Source organism: Microbacterium sp. HMWF026 (assembly GCF_003061325.1).
GTDB classification, from domain to species: Bacteria; Actinomycetota; Actinomycetes; order Actinomycetales; family Microbacteriaceae; genus Microbacterium; species Microbacterium testaceum_E.
Genome location: NZ_QAJB01000347.1, coordinates 2,980 through 24,645, shown reverse-complemented (window position 1 = coordinate 24,645; position 21,666 = coordinate 2,980). Strand labels below are relative to the sequence as shown.

Annotated in this window: 26 protein-coding genes and 1 tRNA gene; 14 read left to right on the top strand and 13 right to left on the bottom strand. The window is 69.5% G+C overall.

Going from position 1 to position 21,666, the window contains the following annotated elements:
* On the bottom strand, positions 1 to 453 hold a 453-nt coding region (locus tag DBR36_RS12985), incomplete at its 3' end, for a GNAT family N-acetyltransferase (protein ID WP_108320019.1).
* Positions 454 to 575: 122 nt separating this feature from the next.
* Between DBR36_RS12985 and DBR36_RS12980 the strand changes: the two genes are divergently transcribed.
* A tRNA-Pro gene (locus DBR36_RS12980) sits at positions 576 to 649 on the top strand.
* Positions 650 to 1,164: 515 nt separating this feature from the next.
* Positions 1,165 to 1,524 (top strand): hypothetical protein, encoded by a 360-nt coding sequence (locus tag DBR36_RS12975; RefSeq protein WP_108320017.1) that lies wholly within the window; start codon positions 1,165 to 1,167, stop codon positions 1,522 to 1,524.
* A gap of 6 nt (positions 1,525 to 1,530) precedes the next feature.
* Here the strand turns inward: DBR36_RS12975 and DBR36_RS12970 are convergent, their stop codons facing one another.
* On the bottom strand, positions 1,531 to 2,013 hold the full coding sequence (locus DBR36_RS12970; protein WP_108320015.1) for a MarR family winged helix-turn-helix transcriptional regulator: 483 nt from the start codon (positions 2,011 to 2,013) through the stop codon (positions 1,531 to 1,533).
* Between the two features lie 186 nt (positions 2,014 to 2,199).
* On the opposite strand from DBR36_RS12970, the gene DBR36_RS17820 reads away from it, so the two are divergent.
* From DBR36_RS17820 to DBR36_RS12960, 3 genes are all read left to right on the top strand, one after another.
* Positions 2,200 to 2,361: a hypothetical protein gene (locus tag DBR36_RS17820; RefSeq protein ID WP_181373597.1), complete on the top strand. Its 162-nt coding sequence runs from the start codon at positions 2,200 to 2,202 to the stop codon at positions 2,359 to 2,361.
* A 32-nt stretch (positions 2,362 to 2,393) separates the two neighbouring features.
* Positions 2,394 to 2,735, top strand: coding sequence for a hypothetical protein (locus DBR36_RS12965; RefSeq protein WP_108320013.1), 342 nt, complete (start codon positions 2,394 to 2,396; stop codon positions 2,733 to 2,735).
* Between the two features lie 117 nt (positions 2,736 to 2,852).
* Positions 2,853 to 3,191, top strand: coding sequence for a hypothetical protein (locus DBR36_RS12960; RefSeq protein ID WP_258222832.1), 339 nt, complete (start codon positions 2,853 to 2,855; stop codon positions 3,189 to 3,191).
* A 477-nt stretch (positions 3,192 to 3,668) separates the two neighbouring features.
* On the opposite strand, the gene DBR36_RS12955 is transcribed toward DBR36_RS12960, so the two are convergent.
* From DBR36_RS12955 to DBR36_RS12930, 6 genes are all read right to left on the bottom strand, one after another.
* Positions 3,669 to 4,268, bottom strand: coding sequence for a suppressor of fused domain protein (locus DBR36_RS12955; protein ID WP_108320009.1), 600 nt, complete (start codon positions 4,266 to 4,268; stop codon positions 3,669 to 3,671).
* A complete protein-coding gene (locus tag DBR36_RS18855; RefSeq protein WP_108320006.1) occupies positions 4,265 to 4,465 on the bottom strand; it encodes a GH-E family nuclease in 201 nt (66 codons plus the stop codon). Before DBR36_RS18855 ends, DBR36_RS12955 begins: the two co-directional genes overlap by 4 nt.
* A 574-nt stretch (positions 4,466 to 5,039) precedes the next feature.
* The gene (locus DBR36_RS12945) at positions 5,040 to 5,381 is read right to left on the bottom strand and encodes a hypothetical protein (RefSeq protein WP_108320004.1); all 342 of its coding nucleotides are present in this window, start codon (positions 5,379 to 5,381) and stop codon (positions 5,040 to 5,042) included.
* 50 nt (positions 5,382 to 5,431) lie between these two features.
* Positions 5,432 to 5,809: a DUF732 domain-containing protein gene (locus DBR36_RS12940; RefSeq protein ID WP_146185357.1), complete on the bottom strand. Its 378-nt coding sequence runs from the start codon at positions 5,807 to 5,809 to the stop codon at positions 5,432 to 5,434.
* Positions 5,810 to 5,862: 53 nt separating this feature from the next.
* A complete protein-coding gene (locus DBR36_RS12935; protein WP_108320000.1) occupies positions 5,863 to 7,539 on the bottom strand; it encodes an FAD-binding dehydrogenase in 1,677 nt (558 codons plus the stop codon).
* 60 nt (positions 7,540 to 7,599) lie between these two features.
* Complete coding sequence (locus tag DBR36_RS12930) at positions 7,600 to 7,812, bottom strand: alternative tryptophan synthase beta-subunit (protein WP_108319998.1); 213 nt, start codon at positions 7,810 to 7,812, stop codon at positions 7,600 to 7,602.
* Positions 7,813 to 7,949: 137 nt separating this feature from the next.
* Between DBR36_RS12930 and DBR36_RS12925 the strand changes: the two genes are divergently transcribed.
* The 3 genes from DBR36_RS12925 to DBR36_RS12915 all read left to right on the top strand — a co-directional run bounded on the left by DBR36_RS12925 (position 7,950) and on the right by DBR36_RS12915 (position 9,658).
* Positions 7,950 to 8,309 (top strand): YnfA family protein, encoded by a 360-nt coding sequence (locus DBR36_RS12925; protein WP_108320027.1) that lies wholly within the window; start codon positions 7,950 to 7,952, stop codon positions 8,307 to 8,309.
* 20 nt (positions 8,310 to 8,329) lie between these two features.
* Positions 8,330 to 8,539: a hypothetical protein gene (locus DBR36_RS12920; RefSeq protein ID WP_133177871.1), complete on the top strand. Its 210-nt coding sequence runs from the start codon at positions 8,330 to 8,332 to the stop codon at positions 8,537 to 8,539.
* 306 nt (positions 8,540 to 8,845) lie between these two features.
* A complete protein-coding gene (locus DBR36_RS12915; protein WP_108319994.1) occupies positions 8,846 to 9,658 on the top strand; it encodes a shikimate 5-dehydrogenase in 813 nt (270 codons plus the stop codon).
* A gap of 70 nt (positions 9,659 to 9,728) precedes the next feature.
* On the opposite strand, the gene DBR36_RS12910 is transcribed toward DBR36_RS12915, so the two are convergent.
* Positions 9,729 to 10,913 (bottom strand): MFS transporter, encoded by a 1,185-nt coding sequence (locus DBR36_RS12910; RefSeq protein ID WP_108319992.1) that lies wholly within the window; start codon positions 10,911 to 10,913, stop codon positions 9,729 to 9,731.
* 114 nt (positions 10,914 to 11,027) lie between these two features.
* On the opposite strand from DBR36_RS12910, the gene DBR36_RS12905 reads away from it, so the two are divergent.
* The gene (locus DBR36_RS12905) at positions 11,028 to 11,474 is read left to right on the top strand and encodes a MarR family winged helix-turn-helix transcriptional regulator (RefSeq protein ID WP_108319990.1); all 447 of its coding nucleotides are present in this window, start codon (positions 11,028 to 11,030) and stop codon (positions 11,472 to 11,474) included.
* 52 nt (positions 11,475 to 11,526) lie between these two features.
* Here the strand turns inward: DBR36_RS12905 and DBR36_RS12900 are convergent, their stop codons facing one another.
* Together DBR36_RS12900 and DBR36_RS12895 are read right to left on the bottom strand one after the other, a co-directional pair.
* Complete coding sequence (locus tag DBR36_RS12900; protein WP_108319988.1) at positions 11,527 to 12,831, bottom strand: ABC transporter permease; 1,305 nt, start codon at positions 12,829 to 12,831, stop codon at positions 11,527 to 11,529.
* A complete protein-coding gene (locus tag DBR36_RS12895) occupies positions 12,828 to 13,535 on the bottom strand; it encodes an ABC transporter ATP-binding protein (RefSeq protein ID WP_108319986.1) in 708 nt (235 codons plus the stop codon). Before DBR36_RS12895 ends, DBR36_RS12900 begins: the two co-directional genes overlap by 4 nt.
* 134 nt (positions 13,536 to 13,669) lie before the next feature.
* Here DBR36_RS12895 and DBR36_RS12890 point away from each other — a divergent pair, with 134 nt between their 5' ends.
* The 5 genes from DBR36_RS12890 to DBR36_RS12870 all read left to right on the top strand — a co-directional run bounded on the left by DBR36_RS12890 (position 13,670) and on the right by DBR36_RS12870 (position 17,804).
* A complete protein-coding gene (locus DBR36_RS12890) occupies positions 13,670 to 14,857 on the top strand; it encodes a sensor histidine kinase (protein WP_258222830.1) in 1,188 nt (395 codons plus the stop codon).
* Positions 14,854 to 15,519, top strand: coding sequence for a response regulator transcription factor (locus tag DBR36_RS12885; protein ID WP_108319984.1), 666 nt, complete (start codon positions 14,854 to 14,856; stop codon positions 15,517 to 15,519). The genes DBR36_RS12890 and DBR36_RS12885 overlap by 4 nt, the downstream gene beginning before the upstream one ends.
* Before the next feature lie 36 nt (positions 15,520 to 15,555).
* The gene (locus DBR36_RS12880) at positions 15,556 to 15,951 is read left to right on the top strand and encodes a barstar family protein (protein WP_108319982.1); all 396 of its coding nucleotides are present in this window, start codon (positions 15,556 to 15,558) and stop codon (positions 15,949 to 15,951) included.
* Positions 15,952 to 16,246: 295 nt separating this feature from the next.
* Positions 16,247 to 17,023 (top strand): PH domain-containing protein, encoded by a 777-nt coding sequence (locus DBR36_RS12875; RefSeq protein WP_181373596.1) that lies wholly within the window; start codon positions 16,247 to 16,249, stop codon positions 17,021 to 17,023.
* 154 nt (positions 17,024 to 17,177) lie between these two features.
* Entirely contained in the window at positions 17,178 to 17,804 is a 627-nt protein-coding gene (locus DBR36_RS12870; RefSeq protein ID WP_108319978.1) for a hypothetical protein, read from the top strand.
* 38 nt (positions 17,805 to 17,842) lie between these two features.
* Here the strand turns inward: DBR36_RS12870 and DBR36_RS12865 are convergent, their stop codons facing one another.
* Both DBR36_RS12865 and DBR36_RS18455 read right to left on the bottom strand, forming a co-directional pair.
* Positions 17,843 to 19,612, bottom strand: a complete 1,770-nt coding sequence (locus DBR36_RS12865; protein WP_108319976.1) for a Na+/H+ antiporter — start codon at positions 19,610 to 19,612, stop codon at positions 17,843 to 17,845.
* A gap of 201 nt (positions 19,613 to 19,813) precedes the next feature.
* On the bottom strand, positions 19,814 to 21,666 hold a 1,853-nt coding region (locus DBR36_RS18455), incomplete at its 5' end, for an SbcC/MukB-like Walker B domain-containing protein (protein ID WP_308810956.1).

Genomic DNA, 21,666 nt, shown 5'->3' with positions numbered 1-21,666 from the left:
CGCGTGGTCGAGGGGGTAGCCCTCGACCACGCGTGCGCCGGCGTCGCGGGCGAACGAGACCGCGGCATCGAGGAGGGACCGCGTGAGCCCGGTGCCGCGGTGCTGCTTTCGCACGACGAAGCACGACACGGCCCATACGTCGGGGTCGTCGAATGGTTCGGCGGTGGCGGTCTTGACGTCGCGCGTGCGGGCGAGGCGGGGCTGCGATGGGCGGGGACCGACGCGCACCCACCCGGCGGGCTCGCCGTCGACGTACGCGATCAGGCCGGGGGCTCGGTCGCCCTGCGTCTCGGCCCGGAAACGCTCCGTCAGATCGGCACGCGACTCGTCGCTGAACTGGGCGTTGGTCAGCAGCCACCACTGGCACTGGCACCCCGGCCCGTCGCCGCTGTCGAGCGCCATCTCGGCATCGTCGAAGCGCCCACCGGTGGCGGGGAGGATCTCGATCGTCATGGTGGCGACCGTAGCGAGGGGCTCCGACATCGACAAGGGGTCGCCACACGCCCGGGGTGGACGCTGGTTCGCGGCGGTGCCGGGGAGGGGCTAATATAGGGGAGTTGCCTGCTCGCAGGGAACGGGATGTGGCGCAGCTTGGTAGCGCACTTGACTGGGGGTCAAGGGGTCGCAGGTTCAAATCCTGTCATCCCGACGGGATACGAAAGCCCCGGCGGATCGAAAGATCTGCCGGGGCTTTCGTCTAGCCCGATGAGGTATGCAGCTAAGCAGGTCTCTCGACCATCGGCCACCATTCTCCGGAGAGGCCACGTCCGGGTTGAGTCCGACCGTTGCCGATCGCACCGGCTCGACGTGCGGCTTTCGGCACTCCCGGGTTGCGAAGCGCGTACGGTCGGCGGCGATGTCAGTGACGCAGAGGGCCGACACTCCGCGATCATCGGTCCACCCGAGACGCGCCCGTCACCACGGCGACCGTCGGTACTCCCGGCCCACTTGCGTCCGCCTTTGCGGATGCCTGGTCGAGGAGCAGGAGGGTGCGTACGATCTGCGCTGCGCTGAAGCCACCGGCACATCGGCGGCCAGCCGTCTTGATGTCCTCGTCGCCGGATGCTCCCGCTGTGTGTTCCCGGAATCGATAATGTTGCGAGGCTACTTTTCGTATCCCGTACAATTTCGAAGGCGGAACCCGATCTGCCCGTGAAGAAAAGGATGAGCGCGGTGCCGTTTCGCAGCAAGGATCTGTTGGAAGCCTGGCTCGACGAGTTCACCGCGAGCGGGGCCGGCGGCGGCGGCGTCGCCTATGTCGCTGACCAGGAACCGTTGAACGGCGCAGACAGTGGCCTGGTGATCTTCCCGCTGGTCAACGCGACGACGTCGGTGTACCTGGCGCCCGTGGCCGTTGGGGTGCCGGATTGGCGCGTCACGATCGAAGCTCAGCCCGAGGTGACCGAGCTTTCTCCGAGCGCGGTGTACGACCTCTGTCGCGAACTGTCGTACGCGGCGGATCTGTGCGCCTTCCTGCAGGTGAAGTCTGTTGCTCACATGGCCCAGCTCGCCGAGGACGCCTGAACCCTCTTACGCCGCGGACACTCCTGTGACGGCGGCGCGATCCACACGAGACGCCTGCTCTTTGGCCGCGAGCGTCGCGTGGCGCATGAAGGCGGCGAAGTCTTCCTCGACCTTCGCGTCGAGCTGTTGGATGATGCCCCGGAACGTGTCTTGGAAGTGAGCCAACTGCGACCACGGTTCTTTCTCGAGGTCGACCGCGAGGTGAATGTGGTTGACGCGGCGGTCATCTTCGTCGGCTTCGCGTCGGAGGATGCCGCGACGCACGAGGCGCTCGACCATCGTGGTGATCCCTGCCGACGTCACACCGAGGTGCCCGGCGAGCTCTGACGGCCGGACGCCCGGGTTCAAACGCACGTACGCGAGAGCCTTTGCGTCGAGTTCGTTCACACCGAGCTGCTTGCGCGCACGGGCTGCTGCCTCGTCTCGCTCCCAGCAGTACAGCGCCAGCGCTGCCATGAGGGGGGACGTTTCACCCGATTCTGCGTTCATCGACTCGCTCCAATGGTTCCGTGTAATGAGTCCAGTGTACCTAACACTGTTAGATTCTCGCGCTGATGATCACGTCAGCTGATGTTCAACCATCGTGACACTCAACTGAGTTACCTAACTGAGTTTATTATCTGCTACGTTGATCATCACCGGGCCAAGGCAGCTCGGAACGAGAGGACGATCACGATGACCGACAACGCCTTCACCTGGGGCACGCCCGCTCGCCGTGTCACCTTCGTCCCCTCCGCGTCCGAAGTCGCCCTTCGCCGACTTCGGGTCGGGGTGTCCGTCGCGGCCGTCGTCGTCTCGGCCATCAGCATCGGCGTCGTCGCCCCCCTCGTCTTCTAAGTAACTCGCCCTCTCCACAGTCAGGAGCCCTCATGGGACAGCTCTTCTACGGATCCGACCCACAGCCCATCGAGATGGACGACCGTCTGCTGCAATATCTGCAGGTGGTCCTCACCACGAAACTGCGTCGAGGCGAGTCCTTCACCATCACCTGGACCGACACCGCTTCGGAGCACAGCCGCACCACCCTGTGGATCCAGCCCGCGATCTCGATGCGATTCCAGTTCTCGTCCCCCGAGTCGCAGCGCCTGTCCGGCGGATACCTCCGTCAGCTCGCCGACAGCGCCGCCCTCTCATCCGGCCTCATGTTGAACGCCGCCACCTGGCAGCAGCAGGAAGACACCCACCGCGTGCAACTCGCCGCGGCGGCGTGAAGGCTCCCGCGTTCACGGCCCGCCCTCTCGAGGGTGGGCCGTTTCTCGATCATTTGACACTCTGGAGCGAAGAGCACCCCGATGCCGTTTCACAGTAAGCAGACACTCGAACACTGGGTGGCGGAGTTCGTCGCCGCCAGGGGAGCAGGCGAGGAAGTCAAGGTTGTGGTTCAGGATGGTCACGACGGTCAGGACACCGGTCTCGTGGTCATGCCGTTGGAGCACGCGCCGAACACGGTATGGATCGAACCTCGTGAATCTGGCGACGAACTCGCCTGGCACATCCTGATCGAGCCCTCGAACGAAGCACTCGACGTGACCAGCTTCGAACTCAACGCCCTGACTCACGAACTCCAGATCGCGGCCGAACTGTGCGCGTTCCTGCAGGAGAAGTCGTTAGGACACTTCGAACCTGACGGACCAGGAGCGCATCCGGAGACGACCACCGCCGAATGAGGACGGGTTACGTCGCGTGGTCGCGCACCAGTCGCCCCTTCTGCACCCGCGGCGGGAGCTCAGGCGGGAAGCGACCGCCCTGCGCCGAGATACTCGGCGAGCGCGGTGTCCGTGGTCGTCTCTAAGAATCATGGGTCGGAAGAACGTGTCGATCGACGCCGAGGCCATGGCTGAAGGCGACGCAGATCCGCACGCACATCCTCTGGCGTCGGTGGTGCGTCGAGAGCGAGAAGCGCATCGGCGCGGTCTCTGACGTCGGTCGCCGCTTGCAGTGGTGTTCAGGCCGCCGCGGTCCGCACCCGTCGCGGGCGCGAGCAGTCGTCGTGCTCTCCGCCGCCGCTGAGCGCACGAGAAGGGGCGGAATGACGCCGGGTGATGCGCTCACTCATCAAGGGCTGGTCTGATGGTGGATATCGCGCTCATCGCGAAGCGAGACGATCTCGCATGGCTCGGCACGCGCTCGACCTGGCTCGGCTGTCAGACGACGCTAGACCGCCCGGTGTCGTAGATGTCCACGACGTCGCTCTCGAATGTGTCGATCAGCTTCTCGACGCCAGCGCCCTTGAACCCGGGTCCATTCGTGGCGATGAACGATACTTCGTCGTCGCTCACGGGAATGACGAGAAGCCACTCGACGTCGACGCCATCCCGGCTCAGCCCGTCAAACTGCGTGTCCCACGCGAACGGGTACCAGAGGAGGCCGTGGGGGGTCGTAATGTCGGGGCCATAGCCATCGAAGATGCCGGGAAAGACAATCCCGGGCTTAGCCTGATACCCGCCCGAGGCGATGTTCAGGGCCGCGTTCGCGAGCCCGCTTGCAAGGAAAGTGTTCTCCTCGCGCCCAGTGACGAGCAGCTCGATTCCGATACGGTTGCCACTCTCGGACGTGAGCCCGTTGTCGAACTGGCTGAGGCCGATGGTGGCGTACGTAGAGAGTCCGGCCTCAGGGGAGCTAGAAGCTAATGCGACGGGTATGGTGAGGGACTCATCCGAGCTCTTGTAAGTCACTACCTGAGAGAAGCGGCCGAGGCGTTCCTCCTCGTAGACGAAAACGGCCTTTTCAAACGGGCTGGTCATGTACTCGACAGCTCCGGGCGATAGCGGCGCCAGGCGTTGTGCTCGTCGAGGAACTGTGCGCGGGAGATGCCACGGTCTGCGGCCGAGACCCGGTGCCCCCGGACCTTCCACCCAGGTAGGCGCCCCATGTCCCATCCGGTCCGACGAGTCGGGGTGGCTGCTCTTCCGAATCCCGACAGCGGCGATGTGAAGGGCATTCATGGCGAGCTCCCTCCTAGCTGCAGACGGGTTCGATCCTGTCTCTCCAGGGGCTTCGCTCTATGGCGAGAGCGGGGGCCCATGCGCGATCAGGCGTGCCCCGAACGACTGAGCGCATGATCCGCGAGGAATATCGCGCTCCTCAACGTCAGGCGTCGCTCCTTCTGTCGGAGAGCACGCGTGACATTCACGGTGTCTCGGCGCTCCACGGGAATTCCCTCGAGAATGGCACTCGCCCACTCGAGCGCAGCCCTGGGAGGCCGACCACTCTTGGGCACCTCACCGCCGAATACGGACTGCAATCGCACACGCGGGTCTTCCTTGTCCCCGAAGATCTTCGCGGCCCACTCGCTCTGCATTTTGCACCTCCGCGGCCGAACCTACGCGAATATGCTCCGCTCGTCCTCCGCCGCACGACGGATGTCGGCGCAAACCGGCTGCGTACCGTGAAGGCTCGCCCCGGAAGAGAGGAGATCGCATCGACGGGGGCGTTCTTCCGTCCTTCGGGAGTTCGTCGGTGGAGGGGTCATCCGGCGCCGGAAGCGGTCGCGCGCCGACCGGTGCCCCCGCCCCTCAGCTCACCGGGGCCGCGGCATCCGTCCGCTTCTGCAGGTACTCGCACAGCTGGCCGGTGGTGAGCAGTTCTTCGCCGAGCGCGATCAGGTGACCGCCCGGAAGGGGGAACTCGCCCGAGCGCTCGGTGAGCGCGGCGGTCCAGCGCCGTTCGCAGTCCACGTTGAGGTAGATCGACGCGGGACCGTGGTTGAGGTGCACGGCCACGATGCCGGAGTCCACGTGGTCGAGGTCTTCCTGCGGCAGCACGTGGACGGTGGCGTGGGCGACGCGCGAGGTCTTCTCGTAGTCGGCCACCCAGTCGGTGATCTCGGCGAGCGTCGGGCGAGAGCTGCACGTCATGCGCCAAGGCTATACGCGTTACACCGCGGCGTCGCCGTCACGAGACAGTCCTACGGCGTGGGCGTCGGCGCGTATTCCGGACACAGGTGGATGCCGGAGAGCACCACGACCACGCTCGCCTCCTGTTGCGTGACCCCGCCGCCCTGCATCGAGTCGAACAGCTCTTTCGGGGTCAGACCGTCGTCGAACCCCGCGCAGACGGCGTGCCCGAGATCGACCCAGACCTGCGTCGCCGACAGGTCGGTCTGGGGCAGCTGCTGACGAAGCGCCCGCACGTACGCGACCTCTTGCTCGTAGACCTGCTGCGCACGCGCGTCGACGGTGGGCGTGGGTGACGCTTTCGGCGCCTGCCCGACGGGGATCGCGCCGCAGCCGCTCAACCCGGCGGCCAGCGCGACGGCGACGGCCACGGCGCCGATCTTCCTCATGGGGCGAGCGTACGCTGCGGCGTCGCTCGGTGCGAGGGTCTCCGTGCCCGCGGTCACAGCGCGGCGGCGACGGCCCGGCCCACGGTCCGCCCGGTGAACAGGCACAGCCCCAGGAACGTCCCCTCGAGCGCGTTGTACCCGTGCGCGCCTCCGCCGCCGAACCCCGCGGCCTCTCCCGCGGCGTACAGGCCGGGGATCGGCATCCCGGATCCATCCAGCGCGCGTCCGTCGAGGTCGGTCTGGATGCCACCGAGCGTCTTGCGCGTGACGACCCACAGGCGCACGGCGATCAGCGGACCGTGCCGGGGGTCGAGCAGCGCGTGGGCGGGTACGGTGCGGAAGAGGCGATCGCCGCGGAAGCGACGGCTGTTCTGGATGCCGATGGTCTGCGCGTCCTTGGAGTAGGGGTTCACGACCTCGCGATCGCGCGCCACGATCTGCGCGCGGATCGCCTCTTCGTCGAGCAGGTCGTCGCCGGTGAGGTCGTTCATGCCGCGCACGAGCTCGCCGAGGGTGTCCGCGACGACGAAGTCGGCCCCGTGTGCCTTGAAGTCCTCGACCGGACCCGGTGCGGCGCGGCCCAGCCGCGTCCGTAGCAGTAGGCCCAGGTCACGGTCGGTGATGTCGGGGTTCTGCTCCGACCCCGACAGGGCGAACTCCTTCTTCACGATGGTCTGATCGAGCACGAACCACGAATAGTCGTAGGCGGCGATGTCGGGCGTCGTGCGCAGGATCTTGAGCGTCCCGAGGGTATCGTGGCCGGGCAGCCCCGGCGCGGGCAGGCGTCGGCCGCGCGCATCGAGCCACATCGACGAGGGACCGGGGAGGATCCGGATGCCGTGCCCCGGCCAGATGGGGTTCCAGTTCTGCAGCCCCTCGGTGTAGTGCCACATGCGATCGCGGTTGACCAGGCGCACGCCCTGGTCGGCGGCGATGTCGAGCATGCGCCCGTCCACGTGCGCCGGGACGCCCGTGACCATGTTCTGCGGGGGAGTGCCGAGTCGGTCCGGCCACCATCGCCGCACGCGCTCGTGGTCGCCGCCGATGCCCCCGGATGAGATGACGACGGCCTGCGCCGAGAGGGTGAAGGCGCCGACCTCCTCGCGCGAGGACGACACTCCGCGCGCCGCGTCGTCGGGCGCCAGGATCGTGCCGCGTACGCCGGTCACCGTGCCGCCCTCGACGACGAGTCCGTCGACGCGGTGACGGAAGAGCAGGCGGACGGTGCCGGCATCCGCTGCTTCTCTGGCTCGATCGGCGAAGGGTTCCGAGATGCCCGTGCCGGTGCCCCACGGCACGTGGAACCGGGGGACCGAGTTGCCGTGTCCTCCCGCGGTGAACGAGCCGCGCTCGGCCCATCCGACGACGGGGGTGAAGCGCACGCCGTGCGCGCGCAACCAGGAGCGTTTGTCTCCGGCGGCGAACTCGACGTAGGCCCGACCCCACTTCTGCGCCCACTCGTCCTCGGGATGCGCGCCGTCGAGGCGGTCCCATCCCGCCGAGCCCTGCCAGTCCTGCCACGCGAGGTCGAGGGAGTCCTTCACGCCGAGGCGACGCTGCATGGGGGAGTCGACGAGGAAGATGCCCCCGAACGACCAGAACGCCTGGCCGCCCAGGTTGGCGGCGTTCTCCTGCTCGACGATGACGACGCGCTTGCCCGCGCGCACCAGTTCGTCGCTCGCGACCAGGCCCGCGAGCCCGGCTCCGATGATGATGACGTCGGCGTCCATGTTCCCCCTCGGCGTCGAGTGCGACACCTCACGCTACGCCGGAGAGGGAGCTGGTCGGGCTCATCCGTGTCGCGGTGCGGACCCGGAGCGCGCCGGAGGCGGGTTCAGCAGCGAGATCTCGCGCACGTCGAACAGCCCGCGACGCGCGCGGACCATCGTGATGCCCTGTCGGCGCAGCTCGTCGGCGAGATCGGCGGTGAGCGGACCGTGCGGTGCGCGCTGCCAGCCGCCGGCCAGGGTGTACGTGTGCGTCACCGTGCGAGGTCGGGTCATGGGCTCCTCCTGAGGGCACCGTATCGAGCCGTCGCGGCGTTGCGCCGAAATGTTTCGCACCCGTCATCTGCCCGTGTTGCGGCGTAACCCGCACGGTCACGCGGGGTCGGTCCGGGGCGCCGGGGATAATGGCGCGCATGACCACGGCCCGCATCGTCATCCTCTTCGCCCTCGCCGCTCTCGCCGAGATCGGCGGCGCGTGGCTGATCTGGCAGGCGGTGCGCGAGAACCGGGGATGGTGGCTCGCACTGCTGGGCATCATGGCGCTCGGCGCGTACGGGTTCGTGGCGGCGCTGCAGCCCGATGCGAACTTCGGGCGGGTGCTCGCCGCGTACGGCGGGGTGTTCGTCGCCGGCTCGCTGGCCTGGGGCATCGTGGTCGACGGCTTCCGACCCACGATGTGGGACTACATCGGCTCGGCGGTCGCTCTGGTGGGCGCCGGCATCATCGTGTTGCAGCCGTCGCTCGGCGTCACGGACGCACCCCCGGGGTCGTGAGCGCGCGTACGCTGGCGGTCATGACGAACGCCCCCGGAGACTCCGACCGACTGCGCGCCGTGCTGGCGAAGATCGATGCGGACAATCCGCTGAAGGTGCCCTTCAGCTACAACCAGGGTCACATCAGTCCCCGCCTGGACCGCCTCGAGGCCAAGCTGTCGTACATGGCCGAGTACATCGCCTACCTCGAACAGCGCATCGAAAGCCTAGAGGCGCAAGTAGTTAGCTAGGCGAGATATAAGGCTGTTGTCAAGCGCCTCTCCCGACGACGACCTCTCGCGCACACTGGTGGCATGCAGAACGAATACGCGCCTCACGAGGGCATTGCCGACGACTTCGCCGCCACCGAGACCGGACGCCCCTTCGGGTCGTACCTGTCGGTGATCAACGGCGGTAACTAGTCGTCCGGAACCTCCGTGCGAGGTTCGAACGAGAGGGCCGGATGCCGTCAGGCGTCCGGCCCTTCGTCGTTACCGCCCGGGGGCCCCGGGAACGGCCGCCCGTAGCATGGAGATCCGCCGTTCGAAGGAGCCCCCATGCCCGAGCTCAGCAAAGACACCACCCTCTGCATCTCGCTCTCGGGGCGCCCCTCCAACATCGGGACGCGCTTCCACAACTTCCTCTACGCCGAGCTGGGTATCGACTTCGTCTACAAGGCGTTCACGCCGACCGACATCGCGGCGGCGATCGGGGGAGTGCGTGCACTCGGCATCCGGGGATGCTCCGTCTCGATGCCGTTCAAAGAGGCCGTGATCCCGTTGGTGGACCGGATCGAACCGTCCGCGGCGGCGATCGGGTCGATCAACACGATCGTCAACGACGACGGGGTGTTGACGGCGTCGAACACCGACTACGAAGCCATCGCGAGTCTGATCGAGAGTCACCGGCTCGAGCCCGCGGCATCCGTCGTCGTCCGTGGATCGGGCGGGATGGCCAAGGCCGTCGTCGCGGCGTTCCACGGGGCGGGTTTCGGCGACGTCACCGTGCTGGCCCGCAACGCGGCCGCCGGTTCCGCCCTCGCCGAGGCGTACGGCTACCGGTGGATCGCCGACGATCCCGCTCCCGGTGCCGCAATCATCGTCAACGTGACGCCCCTGGGCATGGACGGTGCGGATGCCGAGACCCTCGCCTTCTCGCCCGCGCACATCGAGGCGGCGCGCACCGTGTTCGACGTGGTCGCTTTTCCGGCCGAGACGCCGCTCATCCGCGCCGCGCGCGCGGCGGATCGCGACGTCATCACCGGCGCCGAGGTCATCGCCCTGCAGGCCGCCGGTCAGTTCGCCCGGTACACCGGCGTGACGCCCACGCCCGACCAGGTGCAGCGCGCCTCGGCGCACTCGCGGGCGTGAGCGGCGGCATCCCTCATCGGACGCCGGTGACCCGCACCCCGAGGGGGGACGGGTCACCGGGCGGCTCGGGTCAGACCATCGCGGCCACGGGCTGAGGCGCTGCCGTCCGCCGACGCCGGGCGCTGAGCATGGCGGCGACGACCACCACGAGGGCGGCAGCGGTGATGGCGGCGCCGATCCACAGCGGCGAGGTGTAGCCCCAGCCGGCGGCGATCCCGAGGCCGCCGGCCCACGCACCCAGCGCGTTGCCGACGTTGAAGGCGCCGATGTTGGCGCCCGAGGCCAGCGTGGGTGCGCCCCCGGCGGAGTTCATGATGCGGCTCTGCAGACCCGGGACGGTGCCGAAGCCGAAGCCTCCCATGAGGAACAGCGCGATCGCCGCGGCGATCCCGGATGCCGCGAGAGTCGCGAACGCGACCAGCACCACCAGCAGCGCGGTGACGAAGAACAGCAGGGTGCGGTCGATCGAACGGTCGGCGAGGCGCCCGCCGACCACGTTGCCGATGACGAGGCCCACGCCGAACAGGACGAGCAGCCAGGGGACCGACTCCGCGGCGAAACCGCTGACGTCGGTCAGGGTGTAGGCGATGTAGGTGAAGGCGCCGAACATCCCGCCGTAGGCGAGCACGGTGATCAGGAGCGAGAGCCAGACCTGGCCCGAGCGGAACGCGGCGAGCTCGTTGCGCAGCGCGACAGGAACGGCCGGGCGGGGCAGGGACGGCACCAGGGTCAGGATGCCGACCAGGGCGACGACGCCGACGGCGACGATCGCCCAGAAGGTCGAGCGCCAGCCGAACTGCTGACCGAGGAAGGTGCCGAAGGGGACGCCGAAGACGTTCGCCGCGGTGAGCCCGGTGAACATGAGGGCGATGGCGCCCGCCTTCTTCTCGGGGGCGACCAGATCGGCGGCGACGACCGCGCCGATGCCGAAGAAGGCGCCGTGGCACAGGGCGGCGACGATTCGTCCGATCATCGCGACGTCGTACCCCGGGGCCATCGCGGTCAGGGCGTTGCCGATGAGGAAGAGGACGATCAGGCCCACGAGGACGGGTTTGCGGGGGAGGCGGGTGGTCGCCGCCGTCAGCCCGAGGGCACCGACGACGACGCTCAGGGCGTAGCCCGAGATGAGCCAGCCCGCGCTCGCCTCCGACACGGCGAAGTCGCGCGCGACCTCGGGCAGCAAGCCCATGATGACGAACTCCGTGAGTCCGATTCCGAAGGCGCCCACGGCGAGGGCGACGAGTCCGAGAGGCATGAGGGGTCTCCTGATACACTGAAGTAGTTGCACGCGCGCTCTTTTGCAGCGCGAGAGAGATCATTGCATACGCAAGTATCCCGCGCAAGCAACTATCTACGAGAGGAGTGCGCCATGGGCATCGCCGACGACGCCGTCGAGGTCCGCGCCCAGGGCTGGCGGACCCTCGCCGCCCTGCACGGGCTGATCGAGGCCGAGCTCGAGCGGGCGCTCGCCGCCGTCGAGCTCTCGGTCGTCGAATACACCGTCCTCGACGCCCTCGACCGCCAGGACGGCTGGCACATGCGCATGCAGCAGCTCGCTCGGGCCGCGGCCCTCAGCCCGAGCGCGACGACCCGTCTGGTCAACCGGCTCGAGGGGCGCGGCCTGCTGACGCGCGTGCTCTGCGCCGACGACCGCCGCGGCATCTACACCGAGCTGACCCCCGCGGGGCGGGCGCTGTATCGCGACGCCCACCCGGTGCACGACGCTGCTCTCGCGCGCGTGCTCGCCGACGCCGAGCAGCAGCCCGAGCTGGCCCCGGTCGTCGGCGCGCTGCACGGGGTCGCGCTACCCGCCTGAGAACGCCACGACGGCCCGGGCTGCGTCGAACCCGGACCGTTCGCTGCCGCGCTCACTCGTAGCGCAGCGACTCCACCGGGTCGGCGCGCGCGGCGCGGGCGGCGGGGAGGCTTCCCGCGAGGAACGCGATCGCCATGATCGCCACCGTCGTCACCAGGATCGACACGGGATCGAAGGCGATCAACTGCAGGCCGGGCAGGTCGCTGAACAGGGTCTGGCCGAGCTGCGCGCTCACGGCGGAGCCGACGACCATCGCCACCCCCGCGCCGATGAGGCTGCCCAAGAGCCCCAGGAACACGGCCTCGAGGCTGAAGAGCGAGAACACCCGTCCGCTCCCCATCCCCATGGCCTTCATCAGGCCGATCTCGCGCGTGCGCTCCTGCACCGACATGAGCAGGGTGTTGACGATGCCGAAGCTCGCGGCCAGCAGAGCGATCACGGCGAAGGCGTTCAGCACGAGCACGATGCCGTCGATCACGGCCTTGAACGTGCCGAGCTGGTCGGACACGGTCCGGCCGCTGTATCCGGCATCCGTCAGGGCGGTCTTGGCCTCGTCGATCTGCGCCGTCGTCGCCGAAGGCGACACGAACGCGCTCGCGCTCGCGTACCGGTCGAGCTGATCGGTGGGCACCCCGGTGTTCTGGGCCGTGAAGAGCGCGTCCTCGAGCGCGGGGGTGGTGGTCAGCGACGTGGTGTCGGCGAACGCGCCCTCGGTCACCCCGGTGATCTCGGCCTCGACGAGGTGCTGCGTGCGCACCGGGTCCGAGACGGCGATCGTCAGGGTCGCACCGATCGCGTCGGTCGCGCTCGCGAAGCCGAGCGGGGTCACCAGCGACTGCGGGATCGCCGTCTGCAATGCGGTCGCGGAATCGTCGGGGGCGGACCCCGCCGCGAGCTGCGGCGTCTGTCCGCCGATGAGCGACCCGGCCGACGCGACGTAGCGCTCCCCGCCGTCGACCTGGACGAAGTCGATCTTCACGGCCTTGGTCGGCTCGACCTTCTCGACGCCGGGCAGCTGCGCGATCGTCGAGATGTCGGCATCCGTCAGGGCGGACACCTCGGTCGTCGCCCCGGGGCGCCCCGGGTCGGTGGTGCCCGAGGCGACGGACTCGGGGTCGTACTTCTGGGGTCCGGTGGATGCCGCGCCCCCGCCGGTCGCCTTGGTCACCGTCAGCACGTCGGACGCGCCGATGCCCGAGACCGTGTCGTCGATGAAGCGGTTGATGCCCGTACCGAGGCCGTTGGTCAGGGTGAGGGTGGACGCCCCGACGAAGATCGCGAGGACGGTGAGGATCGTGCGGGTCTTGGACCGGAAGGTGTTCGACGCCGCGGTCGAGACGAGATCGGTGGTCTTCATGCCGCGCTCCGTTCTTCGGCGACGATGACACCGTCGCGGATCAGCACCCGGCGATCGCACCGCGCGGCCAGGTCTTCGTCGTGGGTGACGACGATCAGGGTGATGCCGTGCTCGCGGTTGAGGCGGAAGAGGATGTCCTCGACGACGGCGCCGGTGGCGGAGTCGAGGTTGCCCGTGGGCTCGTCGGCGAAGATCACCTGCGGGTCGTTCACCAGCGCGCGGGCGATGACCGCGCGTTGCTTCTGGCCTCCCGACAGGGCGGTGGCCTTGTTCTTCGCCTTATCCTGCATGTCGAGCTCGGCGAGGGCGGCGAGGCCGCGGCGGCGGCGTTCGGCCCGTCCGACGCCGGCGATCTTCAGGGGCAGCACCACGTTCTCGAGCACCGAGGCGGTGGGGGTCAGGAAGAACTGCTGGAACACGAAGCCGAACGTCTCGTTGCGGGTGCGGTTGAGGCGGCGGCCGCGTAGGGTCGCGGCATCCGTCCCCTCGAGGCGGACGGCGCCGCGGGTGGGTGCGTCCATCAGGGCGAGCAGGTGCATGAGCGTGGACTTGCCCGAGCCGCTCTTGCCGACGATCGCGATGCTCTCGCCGCGGTGGATGTCGAGGCTCACGCCGCGCAGCGCGTCGAAGCGCGCCGAACCGCGGCCGTAGGACTTGTGCAGATCGGTGACCGAGAGCAGTGGGGGAGGGGGTGCGGATGCCATGTCCTCAATGTCGCCCGTCGGCCCCGGCATCCGCGTCGCTCGGTGGGGGTGACCGCCTCCCCCCGTGGGGGTATTCCGCGACCGCCCCGGCAGGGCGATGGTGGGCCGGCGGCCCGAGCGGTCAGACTGGAGCGATGCGACCCGACCCGATGACGGACTCCCCGCCGCGCCTGGTGCCGGCCGGTCGTGCGTGGATCGTCGACGTCGTCGTCGCCGTGCTCGTCGTGGTGCCGACCTTCGCGCCGGTCCCCTTTCCCGAACTGCGCCCGTCGAGCCCCCTCGTCTGTGCCCTCGTCCTCGCCCCGGCGGTGCTGCTGCCGCTGCGGCGTCGCCTGCCGCGGTCGGTCCTGATCGCCTGCATCGCGCTGTACGTCACCGCGCTCGCGCTGGGCACGCTCGGCCCGGGCGCGGCCCTGGCGGTGGTGATCGCCGCGTACGGCATGGCCGACCGCCTCACCCGTCGCGAGGCCGCGCCCGTCGCGATCCCCGCCGTCGCGGGCCTGGTCGCCGACGGCATCGTCATCGAGCTGACCACGGGGCTCGACACCCGCTTCCTCCAGGTCGGCCTGGCCGTGGCCCTGGCGGGAGCCCTGGGGGATGCCGCGCGCTCGCGCCGCGCGTACGTGGACGCCGTGATCGAACGCGCGCGTCGCGCCGAGCAGACCCGCGAGGCCGAGGCTCGCCGGCGGGTCACCGAGGAGCGCCTGCGCATCGCCCGCGACCTGCACGACGCCGTCGCACACCAGATCTCGGTGATCAGCCTGAACGCCGGGGTGGCGACCTCGACCCTCGAGGCGCGACCGGAGCGGGCGCGCGAGGCCCTCGCGACCATCCGGACGGCCTCGCGCGACGTCCTCGCCGAGATCGGCTCGCTGCTCGCGGTGCTGCGCGCCCCCGACGAGTCCGGCTCGCGGGATCAGCCGGGCCTCGCGCGACTCGGCGACGTCGTCGAGTCCGTGCGGGTCGCGGGGTTCGACGTGGTCGTCCGCGACGAGCTCGCCCCCGACACCCTGCCCCTGACCCTCGACATCGTCGCGTACCGCGTGGTGCAGGAGGGGCTGACCAACGCGCTCAAGCACGGCACGGGCCGGCGCGCGCACGTGCTGCTGCGCCGGGTAGACGACGCGGTCGAGGTCGTCGTCACCAACCCGCTGGACCGACCCGTCGAGAAGCCGACGGCCTCGGGCTTCGGGCTGGTCGGCCTGCGCGAGCGTGTCGAGTCGGTGGGCGGGAGCCTGCAGGCGGGCGTGGCCCCGGGTGGTTTCCGCCTCGCCGCGCTGCTCCCACTCTCGCGCATCGAGACGTCGGGAGCACACCGATGACTCGCGTGCTCGTCGTCGACGATCAAGCCCTCATCCGCACCGCCGTGCGCGAACTGCTCGACGCACAGAGCGGCATCGAGGTCGTCGGCGAGGCGACCGACGGCGAAGAGGCGGTCGCGCTCGCCGCGGCCCTGCGCCCCGACGTGGTGGTGTGCGACATCCGCATGCCGCGCATGGACGGCATCGAGGCGACCGAGCGCATCTGCGCCGATCCGGCGCTGGGCGAGACGAGGGTGCTCATCCTCACCACGTTCGAAGAGGACGACTACGTCGTCGCGGCCCTGCGCGCGGGAGCGAGCGGGTTCATCGGCAAGGGCGCCGAGCCCGACGAGATCGTGCACGCCGTCCTCACCGTCGACGAGGGCGGGGCCCTGCTGTCGCCCGTCGCGACGCGGGCGATGATCGAGAAGTACGTCCGCCGCGCCGCGACCGCCGCCCCGCGGGACGCCCCCTCGCTGGCGATGCTGACCGAGCGCGAGCGCGAGGTGCTCGCCCTCGTGGCGCGGGGCCGGTCGAACGACGAGGTCGCGGCATCCCTCTTCATCTCGCCCCACACCGCGAAGACCCACGTGAAGAACACGATGCTCAAGCTCGGCGCGCACGACCGCGCGCAGTTGGTCATCGCGGCCTACGAGAGCGGACTGCTGGTCCCGGGGGAGTGACGCCCCGATCCGAGAGGGCGCACCAGAATGGATGCCATGCCCCCGCGTACCCTCGAGATCGACGGTTCGGTGGTCCGCGGCATCCCGTCGCTGTATGCCGAGCTGAACCGTGTCTTCATGCCGGACGAGGAGTGGACGCTCGGTGAGAGCCTCGACGCTCTCGACGACCTTCTGTACGGCGGGTTCGGGGTGCTGCACGGCGCGGAGCCGGTGCGCGTCGTCTGGAGACACGCCGACGTCGCGCGGCGGGCGCTGGGCGTCGCGGCCACGAAGGAGTACTACCGCGCCAAGCTCGGTCGACCCGAGGTGTACTCGCAGGATGCCGCGCGCCGCGCGCTCGAGGCGCTGGACGTCGGGGAGGGAGAGACGTACTTCGAGCTGGTGCTGCGCGTGTTCGGTGAGCACCGCAACATCGAGGTGGTGCTTGACTGATGAATAGGTGGCTCCCTGTCCTCGGGGGTCGTGAGTGCGCTGGGAGGTATGGGGGGTGCTTCCGGTGGAGCCGCGGCAGCCGTCGCTGCTTTCGGAGGCAGCAATCCAATCGGGTGGGCGATCACCGGCGCGGTAGTCGGCAGCATTGGCGCCGGCGTCGGTGCCCGGTGGCTGTGGGAGGCCGCCGTAGGTCTAGATGTGCGCGAGAGCATCGATGATTTCTTTGTTGGAAGTCCTCCGCGTTTGGAGGGTTATGACGCGCCACCCCCGCGCACTCGATAGATGGGAATTCAGAATGGGTCTCGTGACAGCGCATCCGCGTCTCAAGGAGCCTGGTGCGCCATCCGTTCCGCTTTTTCGGAACGGTCGCTCGCCTGGGAGGCTGGCGCCGGTCATCCTGGCCTTCGCCGTTCCTCCGGCTGCTGTAGCCGTCTTTGATGACCGTCTGGGGCTCCGGCTCGTCATGGCGTCGTTGGTCATCGTGATCTCGGTAGCGGCGATCGTCGCGGTCGTCCGGTCGCGAACCATGGCGGCGGGTGTCGTACGCTTTCACAACTCGTCTCACTCGCTCTGGCTGCGACCACCTGTCATCCCTTCCCTCGCGGTCGTCGTTCTTCTCATCGTGCTCCTTCTTCCGGCCGTTGCGCAGGGCGCCGTGGAGCTTTTCGGGCTCGACACCATGCCGTCCGGTCTCGTTCGACGGGTGCCCTACGTGCTAGCGGCCCTCAGTCTCGTCAGCCTTGTCGTGATGCTGTGGCGTCTCCGGCTCGCGCCGGGAATCGAGATGACGCCGACGGGTATCCACGGCGTGCGCGGTGTCGGGGCGGTTCATTGGCGCTGGGACGAGGTGGGAGACGTGACCGTTGAACCGGGCCGCGTCGCTCGTCTCGCTCTCGCGCACGCAGGGGGGTCCCCGGTCCTGGCCGTTCCGGCGCTTCTGCTGGGGTCGGATCCGAGGCAAGCGGCCGCGCTGCTGCAATTCTTCAGAGACAATCCCGAGGACCGCGTGGTCCTAGCTGAGGGAGGCGCGGCGGCCCTCCGCCGTGTCCGTGAAGTCACAGCCTTGCGCTGATGCCGGTCGCCGAGGTGTCTCTGCGACTACCGCCCGACGTTCGGACCAGGGTGCCCGTGAGCGTTCAACCCCGCGCGCTGGCACCGGCATTCGTCGGTGCGTATGCCCTGGGCGGAGCCGCCCTCTTCCTCGCCGTCGTGCTGGGGGTTCCCGGGTGCAGCTCGTGATGGCGGCAATCGGTATCACCGTCGTGGTCGCCACGACGGGGGCCGGCATGCAGCTGCGGCAGGTGAAGGGGCGTCGTCTTCTGATCGACACGTCGTCCGCTTCGCTCTGGTTCAGACCCCGCGCATCACGCGGTGCCTGGATGGTAGCGACGGCAGCGTCGACCCTCGCACCGGTGACGGCGATGATTTACGGGCTTGTGAAGGGACTGCCAGGGAGCTCGTCACGGTCGATCGTGATCGGTACCAGCGTGATCGCCGTCGTCGGTCTGATCGCACTCGCGCGAATGCTGTGGGCGGCTCGATTCCCTGAGGGACTGGAAATGACGGAACTGGGAATCCACGGCATCCGGGGTGCAGGAGAGGCCCACCTGATGTGGGATGACATCGCCGACGTCGGAGTCGTCGCGGCACCCGCGGCGAAGCTGTCGATCGCGGACGTGAATGGCTCCCATCCGGTCCTGGCCGCTATGCCCTACCTCGGTGCGGACCCGAATGACGTCGCGGTGGTGCTGCGGTTCTTCCGAGACCACCCCGATGAACGGTGGGTGCTGACGACAGGCGGGCGAGCCGCACTACGGCGCGTGGAGGAGGCTCTCAGCGGGACGGCCGTCTGACCGCCCAGAGGACCACGCCGAGTCGTCGGCCGGCGCGATCACTCGCCCGCCTTCTCGATTCCCCGGGTGCGGATCTCCTCCACGTCCAGGTCGGCGAGGATCCGGCGGGCGACGAGGTCGTCGATCGTCCCCTCGCGGCGCAGGCGCAGCAGCACCTCGCGTTTGCGATCGAGGATCGCGAGGCGCAGACGCTGCGCCTCTTTGTGACGCAGCAGGGGCGAGCGCTGGGTGACGTCGATGTCGTCGCTGACGGCGATCATCTGCAGGGGCCCGGTGAAGGCGGCATCCTGAACCGCTCCCGCGGCGGCGGAGTCACCGGCGCGCTGCTCGCCGTCCGGCCCGTCGGGAGGGACCGGGCCCGTCGACGACGCGTCGTCGAACGACGCGTCGAGCTCGGCCAGGTCGCGCTCCTCGATCGCGCGCTGGCGCGCGACCGCGCGGGCGTTGGCGAGTTCGAGACGCTCGTACCCCTCGCGCCGAGCCCGGTCGCGCACGCGATCGCTGATGCCGTGCTCGACCGCGAGGTCGTCGAGGGCCGCGAGAGCCGCACCCGAGATCGCCCGCTCGGCGAGTTGGTACTCGTCGACCGCGGCATCGTCGCCGGGCAGCTTCGCCCAGCGGATGACGGCCGGCAGGAGCGGTCCCTGCACCAGGAGCGTCAGGACGATGACCCCCGCGGTGACGAAGACGATCGCGTCGCGTCCCGCGACCGGGTCACCCGCGGCCGTGGTGACGGGCACCGACAGGGCGATCGCGAGCGACACGGCGCCGCGGAACCCGGCGACCGTGCTCACCAAGCGAGAGCGGTGCCGAAGCGACCTCGACGACCCGGCGGGGGGCCGCGAGAAGGGCGAGAAGAGCCACTGGAACAGGTACCGCACCACGAAGAGCGCGATCCACGCGGCCACCGTCACCAGCAGCAGGATGCCGATCTCGGACCCCGAGATCTCGTGCAGCACGAGCTGGACTTCGAGCCCGATCAGCACGAAGAGGGCCCCGTTCAGCAGGTAGACGCCGAAGGGCCACGTGGCATCCGCCGCTCTTCTCGACATGGCCGTCGTGATGCGCGGCGAGACCCACGCCATGATGAGTCCCGCGAAGACGACGGCGAGCACCCCCGATGCATCGATCAGCTCGGCGATGAGGAACGACAGGAACGGCACCAGCGCCAGCGTGAGGTTGATCGTGAGGGTGGACTGCATGCGGCGCAGGGCGAAGAACGCGGCGGCGGCCACCGCGATACCCGCGGCCGCTCCGCCGAGGTACGACAGCAGCACCATTCCGGTGATCTGCAGGGGGGTGATCTGGTCGCCCAGCAGCAGCGCCACCGCGATCGCGTACAGCACCAGGGCGGTGCCGTCGTTGGTGAGGCTCTCGGCCTTGAGCTTCATGAACGTCTTCGCCGGCAGCAGCCGACCCAGCGCGGCGACGGCGGTGGCGTCGGGCGGGGCCACCGCCGCCCCCAGCACGAGGGCGGCCTCCCACGGCACTCCCATCCAGGTCGCGACTCCCGCGACGGCAAAGGCGGATGCCACGACGAGCAACGTGCTCATGGGGATGATGTAGCGCAGTGACCGCCGTACCGAGCGCAGCGACGTCGTCCACGCCTCGCGGAAGAGCAGGACCGGAAGGAACAGCAACAGCACGGTCTCGGGCGGCAGCTCGATCTGCCGCAGCTCGGGGATGAAGCCGAGCGCCAGGCCGATGACGAGCAGCACGAGCGGCGTCGCCACCCGCAGGCGCGGTGCCAGCACCGTGCCGACGAGCATCGCGAGCCCGAGCAAAACCGTGATCTCGAGTCCCTGCATGCCTGCCGCCTTCCGTGCGTGCCCCTGGACACAGCGTAGAGAGGGGCGCGGGCATTCCCGAGGGTTCGTGCGGGCGCATCCTCCGCGATGCGCACAACCTCCGTCACGCAGAGTCGAACCGAGCGGAGGTTGTGCACATCGCTGAGGTTGTGCACGCGCCCGGCGCCCGGCCGCGCCCGCCCGGCCGCTCGCGCCCCGCGCTCAGCCCGGCAGGGCCACCTTCGCCTTCGCCCACGACCGGCCGCGCGTGTCCTTGAGGATGTCGTACTCCACGTCGACGTGCGGTTCGATCGCGCTGTACTTGTCGTTCGGCGCCCCGATGACGAGCTGGAAGCCGAGCCCGCGCCACGCGCCGATCGCGCGCTTGGTGAAGTGCGCATCGGCCTTGATCAACGCCTCGTCCAGGAACACCGGGGCGTAGCGGGGGCGCTCGGCGCCGGCATCCCCCAGCTGATAACGCAGAGCTGCGCCGACGATGAAGGCGATCAGCTCCTGCGACTCGCCCCCCGACTTCTCGCCGATGTGGTCGTACAGCGCCACGTGCTCGCCGGTGTCGGCGCGGAAGCGCTCGGCGCTGACGCGCACGTGGTTGCGCACGTCGACGAGGTCGGCGAAATCGGGCGAGCCCGGGCGCACGCGGTTGATGATGCGCGCCATGCGCGCGTACACCGCCTCGCGCTCGTCGTCGCTGCCGGCCGCGTCGATCGCGGCCCGCACGTCGCGCAGTTCGCGGCGGAACCGGCGGCGCACCTCGGACTGGTTCTCGCGCGGAACGATCTGCAGGCGGTGCTCGTCGTCGTAGAACGGCAGGTCCTGCATGATGTCGTTGATCGGGGCGATGCGCTCACGGATCTCGCGCAGTGCGCGGGTCAGCGCCGAGTCGAGGTTGGTCAGGTCGTTGCCCGACAGGCGCAGCAGCGAGTCGCGCCATTCGGCCTCGAGCTCGTGCAGGCCGCTGGCCTCGAGGTCGGCGAGGATCCGCTCGAAGTCGCCGAGCGATTCGTCGGGATCGGCGAGCAGGTTCGGGCTCGGCCACCGGTCGGTGAACGCGGTGAGCGTGCGCCGCAGTCCGTCGCGCTGGTCGGCCCACGTCTCCTGCGCGGCGCGCTGCTCCTCGGCGAGGCGCTTCGCGGCGGACTCCAGCGCCGTGTCGAAGCGGGCGAGCAGCTGCGACGGCGTGGCATCCGTCGACCCGGGCGCCACGAACAGGGCGTCGAGGTACGCGACCTCGTCGGGTGACAGGGCGACGTCGCGATCCTCGGCGCGCTCGAGCAGCAGCTGCGCGGCATCCACCTCGTCGGTCACCTGCGCCCAGCGTGCGGCCAGGGCCTGCTGCTCGGTCTTGGCGGCACCGATCTCTTCGCGCAGGCGCGCCGCGCGGGCTCGCGTGCCCGAGATCTGCTCCTGCAGCTCGGCGATGCGCGGGTTGCCCGCGGTGATCTCGACGACGGTCTCGTCCCAGCGCTCGCGCTCGCGGTCGACGGATGCCACGTCGACCTGGTCCCACGTGAGGTCGGCGATCTTCTCCAAGGCGCCGCGCCGGTCGTCGAAGGCGTCGAGGGCCGCGGCGGCCTCGTCGACCGCCGCCTTGGCCGCGGTGAGGTCGCGGCGCACGGTCACGATCTGCTCGCCCAGCTCGGTCAGACGCACCCGGCTCGAGAAGCCCAGGATGCTGTGCGCCGCCGACCCGCCGTGCGCGCCGCGCGCCCCCTGGCTGGTCTGCCCCGAGATCGTCAGCGCCATCCGGTGCTGCGACAGCTGGGTCGCGGCATCCACGCAGACGAAGGCGAACTGCTGCTCGAGCCGGTCCTGCAGCCAGCCGGTGAAGGGGGAGCGGCGGAACTCCAGGCGCCCCGGCAGGGTCGCGGGGTCGAGCGCACCGCGCTCGGGAAGATCGGTGGGGACGCCCTCGAATCGCAGACGCTCGCCCAGGCGCACCCCGTCGATCGCGGAGCGGAAGGATGCCAGGTGTCCGGCGTCCACGAGCAGCGTCGTCGCGAACCCGCCGAGGGCGAGGGTGAAGGCGCCGCGCCACGGCTCGAACTCGGTGCGCA